Annotated in this window: 8 protein-coding genes and 2 pseudogenes; 7 read left to right on the top strand and 3 right to left on the bottom strand. The window is 65.1% G+C overall.

What is annotated here, in order from left to right; genetic code table 11:
• The first annotated feature begins 383 nt into the window (after positions 1–383).
• From OO70_RS53480 to OO70_RS53475, 3 genes and pseudogenes are all read left to right on the top strand, one after another.
• Positions 384–1,219: pseudogene (locus tag OO70_RS53480) on the top strand (IS5 family transposase).
• Positions 1,216–1,551 (top strand): hypothetical protein, encoded by a 336-nt coding sequence (locus OO70_RS49770; protein ID WP_043688041.1) that lies wholly within the window; start codon positions 1,216–1,218, stop codon positions 1,549–1,551. Before OO70_RS53480 ends, OO70_RS49770 begins: the two are co-directional and overlap by 4 nt.
• Positions 1,552–1,636: 85 nt before the next feature.
• A pseudogene (locus tag OO70_RS53475) lies at positions 1,637–2,844 on the top strand (ISAzo13 family transposase); the annotation flags it as partial.
• Positions 2,845–2,923: 79 nt separating this feature from the next.
• Here OO70_RS53475 and OO70_RS57180 read toward each other — a convergent pair.
• Entirely contained in the window at positions 2,924–3,223 is a 300-nt protein-coding gene (locus OO70_RS57180) for a hypothetical protein (RefSeq protein WP_051742479.1), read from the bottom strand.
• On the opposite strand from OO70_RS57180, the gene OO70_RS57175 reads away from it, so the two are divergent.
• The 3 genes from OO70_RS57175 to OO70_RS55110 all read left to right on the top strand — a co-directional run bounded on the left by OO70_RS57175 (position 3,113) and on the right by OO70_RS55110 (position 5,748).
• Positions 3,113–3,856, top strand: a complete 744-nt coding sequence (locus tag OO70_RS57175) for a hypothetical protein (RefSeq protein ID WP_407702906.1) — start codon at positions 3,113–3,115, stop codon at positions 3,854–3,856. The genes OO70_RS57180 and OO70_RS57175 overlap by 111 nt on opposite strands.
• A gap of 67 nt (positions 3,857–3,923) precedes the next feature.
• Entirely contained in the window at positions 3,924–4,280 is a 357-nt protein-coding gene (locus tag OO70_RS57170; protein WP_407702905.1) for a hypothetical protein, read from the top strand.
• Between the two features lie 847 nt (positions 4,281–5,127).
• A complete protein-coding gene (locus OO70_RS55110) occupies positions 5,128–5,748 on the top strand; it encodes an SMI1/KNR4 family protein (protein WP_158711666.1) in 621 nt (206 codons plus the stop codon).
• 73 nt (positions 5,749–5,821) lie between these two features.
• Here the strand turns inward: OO70_RS55110 and OO70_RS49745 are convergent, their stop codons facing one another.
• Both OO70_RS49745 and OO70_RS49740 read right to left on the bottom strand, forming a co-directional pair.
• Entirely contained in the window at positions 5,822–10,168 is a 4,347-nt protein-coding gene (locus OO70_RS49745; RefSeq protein ID WP_234337143.1) for a golvesin C-terminal-like domain-containing protein, read from the bottom strand.
• Between the two features lie 10 nt (positions 10,169–10,178).
• Positions 10,179–10,469 (bottom strand): hypothetical protein, encoded by a 291-nt coding sequence (locus OO70_RS49740; RefSeq protein ID WP_043688033.1) that lies wholly within the window; start codon positions 10,467–10,469, stop codon positions 10,179–10,181.
• 1,273 nt (positions 10,470–11,742) lie between these two features.
• Between OO70_RS49740 and OO70_RS49735 the strand changes: the two genes are divergently transcribed.
• A partial coding sequence (locus tag OO70_RS49735) for a helix-turn-helix domain-containing protein (protein ID WP_234337142.1) occupies positions 11,743–12,135 on the top strand: 393 nt, incomplete at its 3' end.

Here is a 12,135-nt window from a genome sequence, read left to right as displayed (position 1 = left end):
TACTGTTCTACAGCCCGACCAAGCCCGGAAACTGCGCGGACATCACCCACGCCCACCAGCCAGGACTGGCCAAACTCCCGGCCGACGGACCCGCGGCCGCGTTGATCAGCACGGTGAACGTACTGACACCGTTCGCTTAGACGTACCGGCCTGCGCTGGCCCTGCCGTCGACGCCAACGACGTTGGTGAGCTTCGGAGTCCAAGAGGTGGCGGTCATGCGCACTGCCTTCCGTGAGAAGGGGAACCGTCCCGGGTGGGACAGCCACCGAACAGTGCGCAACTCAGCCTTTTTCAACGGCTAACGCAATGAGGCGGATCAGTGCCGATGGCCGTGTCCAGGGCTGGAGTTGAACGTTCGCTCCGGTGTGGGGACATCGCCGTGGATCGCGTCGGATGAGCTGTGGGATCGCTTGGAGCCGCTGCTGCCGCAGCGCGATCGGCGCTTCCGCTATCCGGGCCGCAGGCCGTTGCCAGACCGGGATGTGCTGTGCTGTGCTGGATCTTGTACATGCTGCATACCGGCATCCAGTGGGAGTACCTACCACAGGGCCTCGGCTTCGGCTCCGGTATGGCCTGCTGGCGCCGTCTGCGGGACTGGAACGAGGCCGGCGTCTGGCAGAGACTGCACGAGGTCCTGCTCGCCGAACTCAATGCCGCATCACGCCTGGACTGGTCCCGCTGTGTGGTCGACTCCTCGCATGTCAGGGCGTTAAAAGGGGGATCCATACGGGTCCCTCGCCAATAGATCGGGGTCGGGCCGGCTCGAAGCACCATCTGATCACTGACGGGCACGGCACTCCGCTCGCGGTTCTACTGACCGGGGGCAACCGCAACGACGTCACCCAACTGCTGCCGCTGCTCGACGCGATCCCGCCGGTCCGCGGCCGGGTCGGCCGTCCCCGCCGCAAGCCGGACTCGCTGTTCGCCGACCGGGGCTAAGACCACGACAGTTACCGCGACCAGGTCCGCGCTCGTGGCATCGTCCCGGCCATCGCCCGCCGCCGCACCAGGCACGGCACCGGACTGGGCACCTACCGGTGGGGGGATCGAGCGGACCTTCGCCTGGCTCCACGGATTCCGCCGCCTGCGCATCCGCTGGGAACGCAGAGCTGACATCCACGAAGCGTTCCTCAAACTCGCCCGCTGCCTCATCACCCACCGACAGATGCTCTTCTCGACCCGCCCGGCAGCCAGCCATCCCGGCAGACTAGGCAAGTGATCCGCAGCGACCTTGAATCCGCGCTCGCCCGGGACGACAGCCCCTCCACGCGAGCCGCTCACCTAACGCTTCAGGTCGGCGCAGACTTCGTCCTTTTGTCCGAAGGTCATCAGGCCGTCTCCGCCCAGCAGCTCTGGGACATCTGGACCTTCCGGCACCAGACGATGCTCGAGACCGGTGACACCCCGCGACCAGGACTGGCCGAAGCCGTTGGCGGACTCCAGGCCGCCGGAACTTCCCTCGTCCGTCTGGCGAAGATCACCAGCCCACAACAGCGCTTCGTCATCTTCCTTACAGAAGACCTCACGCGCTGCACCGCCTGCGTGGGCTGACTAACGACCTCATTGCGTTAGCCGTTGTTAAGGGCGTGCAGATCTTTAACTCGTGGCTCTCCGGTTGGTGATTCGTTGGTCTGGCATGACCGGGTTGAAAGAGCAACGGGCCATGCTGGCAGCCAAGTTCGGGGCGATTCTGCCGCACCTCAACGAGCGGCAGCGTCGCCTGCTGATAGGTGCGGAGGCCCAGTCTCTCGGCCGCGGCGGGATCAGAGCGGTCGCCCGCGCCGCCGGTGTCCGTGAGGCCAGGGTGTCTGCCGGAATACGCGAACTCGCCTCCGGAGAAGCCCCGTTGGGGCGCATCCGACGGCCCGGCGCCGGCCGCAAACGCGTCGCCGACCTGAACCCGGCCGTCCGCACGGCGCTCCTCACACTGGTCGAGCCCGACGTGTACGGGGATCCGATGTCGCCGCCGCGCTGGACCACCAAGTCCACCCGCAAGCTCGCCGAGGAACTGACCCGGCAAGGCCACAGGATCTGCGCGGACACGGTGGGCGACCTCCTGCACGAGGAGGGCTTCAGCCTGCAGAGCAACGCCAAGACCCTGGAAGGCAAACAGCATCCCGACCGGGACGCGCAGTTCCACTACCTCAACGAACAGGCCCGCGACCACCAGGACGACAGGGCGCCGGTGATCAGTGTGGACACGAAGAAGAAGAAGAAGGAGCTGGTCGGCCCGTTCAAGAACAACAGCCGTGAATGGGAGCCGCGAGGTGCGCCGCTGCGGGTCGACACCCACGACTTCCCCGACCGCGAGCTGGGCAGAGCCGTGCCCTACGGCATCTCCGACGTCGCCGCGAACACCGGCTGGGTCAACGTCGGCACCGACCACGACACCGCCGCGTTCGCCGTCGAATCCATCCGCCGCTGGTGGAACAGCGCCGGGCGAACCGCCTACCCCACGGCCGGCTGCTGATCACCGCCGACGCGGGCGGCTCCAACGGCTATCGCACCCGCACCTGGAAAACCGAACTCGCCCAATTCGCCGCCGAGTCCGGCCTGACGATCACCGTCTGCCACCTGCCTCCCGGCACCTCGAAGTGGAACCGAATCGAGCACCGGCTGTTCTCCCACATCACCATGAACTAGCGCGGCAGGCCCCTGACCAGCCACGAAGTCATCATCGAAAGCATCGCCGCGACCACCACCAAAACCGGCCTGGCGATGCATGCCGAGCTCGAAACCAACCCCTACCCCACCGGCATCCAGGTCAGCGACGACGAGATCGCCGTCCTTCCGATCGCCCGCCACCGCTTCCACGGCGATTGGAACTACACCCGCCACCCTCAGCATCCGATGGGTGCGGCGGCGTCCGACAGCAGCTCAGACCAGGCCCCGGCGAGCAGTCCGCCCCCACCTCACGCGGCATTCACTGCAGGACCCAGGACTGACCGGGATGACCCGCCAACAACTCAGCGAGCTCATCGACGCGCTGACCCCCGCACTGGAGGTTCAACGTGAGCACGTGCTCCGCGCACGCCGCGGTCACGAGCGCCTGGTCTCCCCCGGCACAAGCGCCAAAGCCAAACTCACTCCAGCCGACCGGATCCTGGTCACCTTGCTCCACCTGCGCAAACTCGCCACCATGGACCTCCTCGGCCAGCTCTTCGGCGTCACCGCCATGACCATCAGCCACGCGAAACAGGAAGTCGCCCGCTCCTCGAAGCACACGGCCACTCCGTCAGCACCTCTACCGCCCGCCTGCGCACACCAGCAGACGTCGCGACGTTCCTCGCCCCCGACACCGCCAAGACCAAGGTCAAAAAGACGAGTTAAAGATCTGCACACCCTTAGTGTCGCGTCATCATGGTCAAACCAACTGGCTTTGTCAGTCCCGCCAGACACTCCCGAGAAGTGGAAGACTGTCCCTCCGAGTCCACGCCGCACGAGGCGGCTCGCGCCGGTCAGCCCGGCAGCCGGCCGTGCTCCAACAGAAGCGAGCTGTCGGCGGATTGCGGGGGCAGGCCCAGGATCGCGACACACACCCGCTTTACCCATCAGAGACCACCTCGTTAGGGCTGGAGGCGCGGTCTCGGTAATTTCTCATCGATTCGACCGCACGAAGCATGGCCCGGCTGGCCCGGCAGGATACAGCTATGGACGCCATGTGGGACTTCGCCAGCAAGCTGCGGGATTTCGCTATCAGTGCGCCCGGCGTTGCCCTGCTCGCCATCGCGGGCGGCGTCGCGGGCACCATGATCAGCGCCAAGATCCAGGCCGGAGCCGGCATGGTCCAGGCGAGCGCTGCCAAAGACGCGGCAGCCATCACCGCCGAGGCGCAGCGTCTGGTTGCGCTGCGTGAAGACCGGCGGGCGGAGATAGCTGGGTTCGTCCGGACAGCTCGGGAGACATTGGCGAACACAGAGCTGATGAACGTGCTGGAGGAGCAGGAGTCCGCCGTCCGGGCCGGGTACACGGAGTTGATGCAGCGGCAGGGGCAGCTGGAGCTGATTGTCACCGCGGCCGAGCGTGTCGTGAGGGCCATCGAGATCAGCATGCAGCTGACGTTCAGCCGGGCGCCAGCTGCGCGGGTCATCCGCACCATGGCGGCAGTCTGGCCCGGAGACTCCGCCTACGCCGCCTGCCTTCAGGCGATGACCGTGCTGGATGAACTGCCGCGCCACCCACGCAGCCGATGGCGGGAACAATCAGGCCCTGGAGGCGGCCCGCGACGCCATCCGGTCCTCCATATCCGGGATTGGTGGCAGTGCCCAAGGACGTACTGAACTACTGCTACTGGATACCACGTTTCCACCGCTGGCCAACGTCAAGCTGCCTGTCGTCAACGAGTCCGCGCGGGCGCTGCGGCAGTTGATCGACAACGCGCGGGCGGTTCTGGGCGCGGACCGCGCCCCCGCCACCACCGGGTGGGCGGCCGACTAGAATGCTTCCGATGGTCGTTGTCAGCCGCCGGGCTGGCCGCCGTGAGCCGCGCCGCCGGAAGCACCTGTGCCAGCAGGGGGGATGCTTTCATGAGCGGTCAGAAGCAGCCTAGGCGTCCGGGTTGTGCACCGGGACCCTCTTGAAGGGGTCCTTGGTCGGGCGTACGTATCTCTCCCGAGGGATGCGCGACCCCTTCTTGCAGCGCCCGGCTTCTTGGAGTTCTTCGTCCGTCGCGCCGTTCATGCCGAGGTCGGTTGCACCGCCGGCGCGAAGACTGTGCGAGGACACAGGCCGGCCGTCGGTCTTGAGCCCGGCCGCCGCGCACCACAGTTTCACGCGCTCGTTCACGTTCTGCGGGCGCAAGTGGACACCACGTTTGGTGCCCCCCGCCTTGCCCGCGTCTCCGGCGATGCGACCTTGCCGATGCGCAGAACTTCGCGGAATACGGAGCCGGTGCTGATGCCCTGCTCAGCGAGGTATCCAACCCAGCGGCGCAACCCGAAGACCAGGCTTGAGGTCCAGCCGGTCGTGGAGGACCGGCACAGATCGAGGCGACGCGCACCCAGCGCCGTCGTCAAGCAGCGGTCAAAATTCCCCCGACCCGGTAGCCTGGATCGGTGACTACTGGGCCGGTCATATAGCGTGGCGGGCTCGCTCTCGTCTTGTATTTATCAGGTCTGGAGACCGCCCGTGAGTGGGATATCGAAAAGCGATTCGGAACGTGTGAGGCAGGCGTGGGAGAGCGCGACAGGCTGGATGGAGGAAAATGCACCATCCAGCATAGAAGCGCTTAATCCTCCTGCCGACGATGAAGATATATCGCGGTTGCGGAGTGCGCTCGCGGGTGATATTCCCGATGTGCTTGAAGTGTGGCTTCGCATGAACAATGGGAGCACAGCAAAAGATCGAAGAGAGTCGATTCCTGGAGGTTTCCGGGTGGTGCGTCACCCGGATTCTGCGGTGTTTCCGTTCGGGAAGGCATTTCTCAGTTCCCGGGAGATGATCGCGCATCGCGCCGATTATCTTCATATTGCTGCCGATATTGGCGATGAAGACTATTGGAAGCCTTCATGGATTCCGGTCATCGAGATGCTGGATGCCCCCTATGGCTTCCTCCTCGACATGAAGGCTGAAGGCAATAGTTTCCCTGTTCTATCTTTCAGTGAAGGTTCATATCCGCGCCCCTACGCGCCGTCGCTGGCGCACGTCCTGACCGCAGTGGCCAACGCCATTGATCATGGGACAGGTTCCGCTTTTTCTTTGTCCGGCACGGCCGTTACTGCCGTCGACGGACGAATCGCATGGCTTTAAAGGGCGGGAAACGGGTGGGGGGGCGGAGCATATGCTCCGCCCCCCCACCCGTTTCGGTCAGATGTTTTTAACTCTAGGGCTTACGGGCTTCCAGCCAGTACTCGTCCCCCTCGATGACTCTATTGCTCTTCCTGAAGCCGGGGAAGGGAGCCATGGACTGAGTATTCTGATTGTTGGATATGCTGGATCGTCCGCAAGATTCGTTCCAGGTGGGAAGGGGAGAATCCGGGTCGGGGAGCAGGTGCCATACTCCGTTGCTGTCTCTCTTGGCATAGGTGTTGAGGCACTCGTCACCGGAGGAGACGGGGTTGAGATTCTTGCCGCCCCAGGACTGCGGAGTTCCGGCGGACTGCCAGCTAGCCGCGAACGGAAACTCGTCGCAGCTAGCTTTGTCTTCACTGCTGGATGAGAGTTCCGGCGACAGCGTGGTGTCCTGATTCCGCGGCCAAGACTGCGGGCAAATGACTACGTCGCGGTTGTAGTCGATGATCGAATAATTCTTGCCCGGAGCGAGCACGTCGTCGGAGAGGAAGTTCAGCGGCTCTCCCTGGCCTTTCAGCCCGTAGTGTCCTGGCAGCATGTGCTGTACCAGCCATGCATGTGCCGCGGCTGCCGGAAACTTCTTCTCGTTGAGGGTGTACGTCGGCTTGTGCCAACTGAACACACATCCGGGAGTGACCTTTACCTCGACGTCACATCGGACGTTGAGGGCATCCTTCTCGACGGTGGTCGGATTGTCGACTGGGGTGTCGTTCGCAATGCCACCGAAGGTCCAGTAGGGAAGGATAGAATTGCTTTCCGCTCCCGACGGAGTCCATTGTATCTTCGTGGTGATGATCGCGGTGTGAGCATCCCCGAGTGTCCATGTGTCAGATCCGCTCCACATGGAGCTGACGACTGAGCAATATCCTCGACACTGAAACCCGAGGTCGAGGTTTACCTTGGCCATCACGCCACTCATGGAATTTAGATGGATGGTTGTGCTCTGCGTAAACGTGTCGCTGTTTACGTCAGTTTCGATCGCGTTCCTGTAGTCGAAAATTGCTGTACCATCCGGATCGCCGTCATCATAGTGGATCACGGTCAGATCATCGTGAATACAGGCGTCCGTGCGGGTGTATGTCATCGAGTTCTCTGTGACCGAACATGCTGCGGTTTCGTCAGAGGACACGGATGACTTCGCCTGTGTCCTGCTGCTCTTCGAGGTCATCATGAACGCGGATGACGGCGCCTGCGTCTTGCTGCCCAGTGAGGTGCTCCCGGCGAAGAACGATCCCTCAATGGTGTCCGGCGTGTCGGTTGGCACGGGATCAGGAGCGTTGACGTCCGGGTCGCCGAAGGTCAGGTCAGAGGGGATACCGGAGTAGTCGCCGGGCACGAACGCGACGGCGTCGTAGGCCACGTCCTTGTCGGCGGCGCCGTCCGATGTGGAGTTGGTCAGCTGCACCTCCGGCGCCTGGTCCTTGAAATTGTAAGCGCCGAGGGAGACCCAGGCGTTGTTCTGGGAGTTCTGGTCGATGGTCTTGGTCACCGCACCGAAGGGGGTGATGACCTTGTAGGTGGCATTGGAGACCTGGGCGCCGGTGTCGGGGATGTGCACGTAGACCTTGGCCTGGCTACCGGAGATGGCCGAGTTCAGCTTCCAGTCGCCGAGGATGGTCATGCGTCCGCCGTCGCCGCCGAGGTGGTCGGCATCGCGTGCGTGGGTATACCAGAAGTGGCCGTTGTAGCCGCCGCCGATCTGGTGCAGGTCGGCTTTCGCGTCGTACTGCCCGAGGCCCGGTCCGGTGGCGTTCGGGTCGGGGTAGAAGGTGAACTGGAACGATCCGTCGGTCGTGGTGATGCCGCAGCTGCTCCAGGTGTCGGTTCCTTGCGGTACGGACTCGACGACCTTCGCGCCCGAGGGTGCGCCGGAGCACACGGGCGTGCCGTACTGGAGGCGGTAACCGCGGCCGGGCTCGCTGACCAGGGTCAGGTACTTGATGTGTTCGAAGCCGCAGCTGGTGGCGCAGTCGGACTTCCAGGTGACGTTGGACTCGTGCCACCAGTACTGGGCGTAGCAGGCGGCGGTGGGGCAGTCGGGCGGGTTGGCGGTGTCGCAGTTGTTCTTGGTGTTGCAGAACGCGTCGAGTGGCGGCGAGACGTGTGCCCGGCGGTATTTCGCGCTGGCTGGGTCTATGACGGTCCCGGTGGTGCCGTTCCAGTAGGCAGGGTAGAAGCCGGCAGAGGAGAAGCCGGACTCGCCGGGCCAGTCCTGGCGGCCGGAGGTGGCGTAGGAGTGGCCGGTGTCCTGGGACCAGGCGGCCCAGCCCATCACCTTCTCCTCGTAGGGCCAGTTCTGGGGATGAGCGGCGTCCTTGGCGGCCAGCGGATCGAGGTCGGTGTTCACGAAGGCCAGCCGGGAGGCGGGATAGACGGGGTTGGCGGGATTGTTGTACCAGCCAAGGCCCCAGTTGCCGTTGGTGGCTTCGTCTGCCTTCTTGTTGAAGCCGAGGTTGTAGTTCCACACGGCGGTGAACCAGTTTTCGGGTTTGGCCGGGTCGTCGTTGTTGACGGCGATCGTCTGGCCGGACTGGTGCACCTCGTTCCACTTGTCGGCGAGGATGTAGAGCGACGCGGCGATGTTGGTGGTGTAGTCGATGGCGATCGCGCGCTGCGTGGTGACGTCGTGGGACGTCTCACCCGGCTTCTCGTATCCGGCCTTGCGCATGCCGTCGGTGACCTGTCCGACGCCGTAGCCGCAGTCGGACTTGTCCCAGTGGATGGTCCAGAAGTCGGCGAGGGTTCCGCCGGACTGGTGACCGTAGAAACCGTCGACGGCCGCGAGCGGGCTGCCCATCTGGCCCGGGATGGCGCCCGATTCGGCCTGCCACAGGTTGGACTCCTGGGCTAGGATGCCCAGTTCGACCTGCGCGGGGATGCGTTGTCCGCTGCCGGTGTTCAGCGTCGGAGCGGGAAACAGGCCCTGAGGGTCGATGGTGGAAAGCCCCGTCTGCGCGCGCCAGCCGCCTTGGGTGAGGTAGCCGGAGCGCAGATCGTTCCGGACAGCCATGTCGACGGCCCATTCGACCTGGTTTGGGGTGGGCTGGAGGGCCTGGGTCTTGACGTCGTTGCGGGGCACGGAGCACCAGGCGTCGGTGTCGACCGGGTCGTGTGCCCTGGCGTCGTCGTCGGCCGTAGTCAGCATGCTCATCGTGGACAGCTGGGGCCTCGGGGAGCCGGTCAGTGCTGGTGACGGCGTGCCGCCGGCGGTGGTGCCGGGTTCGGCGGCCTGCTGCCGCGTGTGCCGGCCCGTGCCTGGAACCGTGCCGGTGACGGTCAGGGCATGGCTGGTGTGGCCCGTCGTCGTCTGGGCCGCGGGTTCCTTGGTCGCGGTGCTGGTGAAGTCGCGGCCGGCGTTCTTGATGTTGTCGACGCCCGCCTGCACGGCCGGGGAGACCACTGGGTCGACGGCCAGGCGGCCACGGGTGGAGAGCTCCGCGTCGGGCGAGACGGCCAGTGCCTTGATGCCGCTGGCCGCGAAATCGTGGCCGTGGCTGGCCTTGCCGGTGAGGTAGACCGTGCCGTCCGTGCCCTGGCGCAGGTTCATCGCGGTGAGCCTGCCGCTCGCGACGGTCCTCTCCTTGCCGTGCGCGTAAGTCTGTACGTCGGCGTCGATGTCGCCGGTGCGGTCGATGTAGGTGACCGCACCGTCACCGGTCACATGGATGGCGTACGGAGCGTGTTTCGTGGTGGCGAGCTGGGTTGTCCCGCCCTTGCGGTCGACGCGGACGAGCCGGTTTCCGGCGGCGGCGATCACACCGTCCTTGGTGGGGACGGCGGAGGTTATCTCGCCCTTCACGGTGGCGTCCGCGACGGTGGTGCCCTTGGTGGTCACCGTGACCAGGCGGGTCTTGGTGTCACGCAACGCGGTGAAGACGGCGGTGTGCGTGGCCGGGCTGCACGTGGGGTCGAAGTAGGCCAAGGACGCGGTGAACGGCAGTTTGGTGACGCTTCCGTTGTCGAGGTTGACGATCGCGGTGAACGCGCCGCCCATCATGAGGTCGGGCTTGTTGGCGAAGGTGCGCGGAGCGTAGACGACGGCCGCGTGGTGGTCGTCCATGACGCACTGGTTGCCGATCCAGGTGTCGGCCGGAAGCTGGGGCTCGCTGAGGACGGCAGCCGTCTTCCAGGCGTAGGCGCTCTTACTGTCGGCGACGAGGAGGTGCAGGCCGTCACTGTCGGCGACGGCCTCCACCGCCCGGTCGGCGGAGGTCTTCCATCCCTTGCCCAGTGTGGTGTCCGGGGCCTTGACGGCGCCTTGAGTGGGGGTGGGCGCGGATTCCGAGGCGGTGGCGGATGTGGGGCTGGTGGTTTTCGCGGCGGCGGGCTGGGTTTGTATGAGCCCTGCCAGAGCGGCGGTGACGGCGAGGACCGTCACCGCGCTACGTCTATGACTGGTTGTCATTTGTCCCCCTTTTTTCCACGTCAATGACGCGGACATCGATATCCTGGACCGGTATGTCGTCAGTGCTCTCGAAGTTGATCTTCGTGGTCATGGTGGCGTTCGGCGGCAGCATCCCGTCGCTGGAGACACCCGCGCTCTCCGGTACCCCGGATGCGGTCGCTCCGCTGAGGACCACCGCAATCTCGTAGTCGTAGGGCTCGCTGCCGTGATTGGTGATGGTGAACGGCACCGTCAGCACGCCGTGCGGCTGGTGTCGCGGCACGTACGCGACCACGTCCCCGCCGGCGCCATGCGCGACGGCGTTCCCGTAGTGGTACTGGGCGGGGCTGAGGGTGCCATAGGGAGCCGGCAGCCAGGTGTCGCTGGGGCTCGCGGAGCCGGGGGCGGGGCTGCGAGATCGCGGTTGACGCTGTCGGCGAAGCGGAGGCCACCGAAGACGACTGCACCAGCGAGTGCTGTTACGGAAGCCTTCACGCGCGCAGGTATGCGCTTCACAGAATCGTTCCCCCATCCCCCTCCCGGCCGTCAGATCGACCGGGTGTGCACTGTGCACTGCCTGCCGCAGGCACCCCGCCGAACCCCATGTGTGCCGCCCGTGAGGTTGCTGTGATCGCAGGCGGCGCTGAACGTAACAGGTACATGCAGGCCGCATGGATGCGAGCACAGGTAACGTTCAAATGCCGACCAAGGGCACACCAAGTCGCGGCAAAGAGTCACGTAGCGGCCTACTTCAGGAGTAATCCGCGCGGGAATTCAACTGGTTTTTGACCTGAACATCCCAAGCGCAGGTGATGCTTGACGCGCCTCGCCAGCCACTCATGGACTTTCCCAAGTCATGACAGAAGAAGCGGACCAATGGCAAAGAACTCCGCGAAATCCCGTCGGCTTCCCCGGCGCGCCAGGCGGGCTCGAGTCCCATATCGAGGAGGCGAGCGCACCCAGATGCCGATAATTGCCAATAACACCCCATACGAGGAGGAGGCTCGACAACCCGGCCAGCTGTGGCTGAAAACTATCGATGCCTTACTGGGGCATCTGCCGGAACTCCCGGCACCCTCGGCCGGGGTGCCAGCCGAGGGTGCCAGGTCGGTTACCTATCGCACCGACGGCCGGGAGCGGCAGGCCGCAACTTCGACGAAAGCGCCGGAGCAATCCCGGTGGATCACCTCGAAGCACGTAGCTTCGACAGCGTGCATCGGCCCCGTCCGACAGGCGGTCAAGTGAAGCGTTGCCGTGTCCGTGTCGGCAGCTTGTGGGAAGATCCACCGGCATGGGGAAATACACATGGGGGAGGACGGCCATCGCGCTGGCCCTAGCCGCGGCCATGGCGGCTGTGAGCGCTTGCAGCAGCTCGGACAGCGAAGGCACCGCGAAGTCGACAGCGAAGGCGAAGACGGTGGAGAACCCTGCCACCACGTTCCAGGATGGCATTGGCGCTCCAACGTGGCCCCGCTCTTCCGGTCCGAACTGGCGCCAATTCGAGGGCTGGAGGGATGGGGTTCCGGCTTGGAACAGCCCCGGGTCCCGACCTGGGCTGGCCCCGATTGGTGCTCTTGATCGTTGATCATGGTCGTGTGGTGGGGAGTGCGACTCGTGCAGCGATCATCAGCAACCGGCGGATCACGGGCCTGACGGCCGATGTGATTGCAGAACTCGTTGCCGGGATCCGCCCGTTGTGGCACGAGCACCCCCAAGCCAGGCTCACCTCCAGGCAACGCAAGCGGGCAGTGGGCGCCGGTGCAAAGCACCATCCGGTGTTCGTCGATCGGCTGCTCACCACCCTGGTTCATCTCCGTCACAGGACGACCCACGACGTGCCGCCCTGCTGGTTCGGCGTGGCCCGTTCGACCATCACCCGGGCCATCGGCGAGGCACGGCCCCTGCTCGCCGAGCGGGAGTGCACCGTCAGCCCCGACGCGCGGCTGCGAAGTCCGGCCGAA

The organism is Streptomyces xylophagus, assembly GCF_000716435.1.
Lineage (GTDB): Bacteria > Actinomycetota > Actinomycetes > Streptomycetales > Streptomycetaceae > Streptomyces > Streptomyces xylophagus.
Note: the sequence above shows the minus strand (reverse complement) of the source record. Positions and strands in the feature narration are given on the sequence as shown.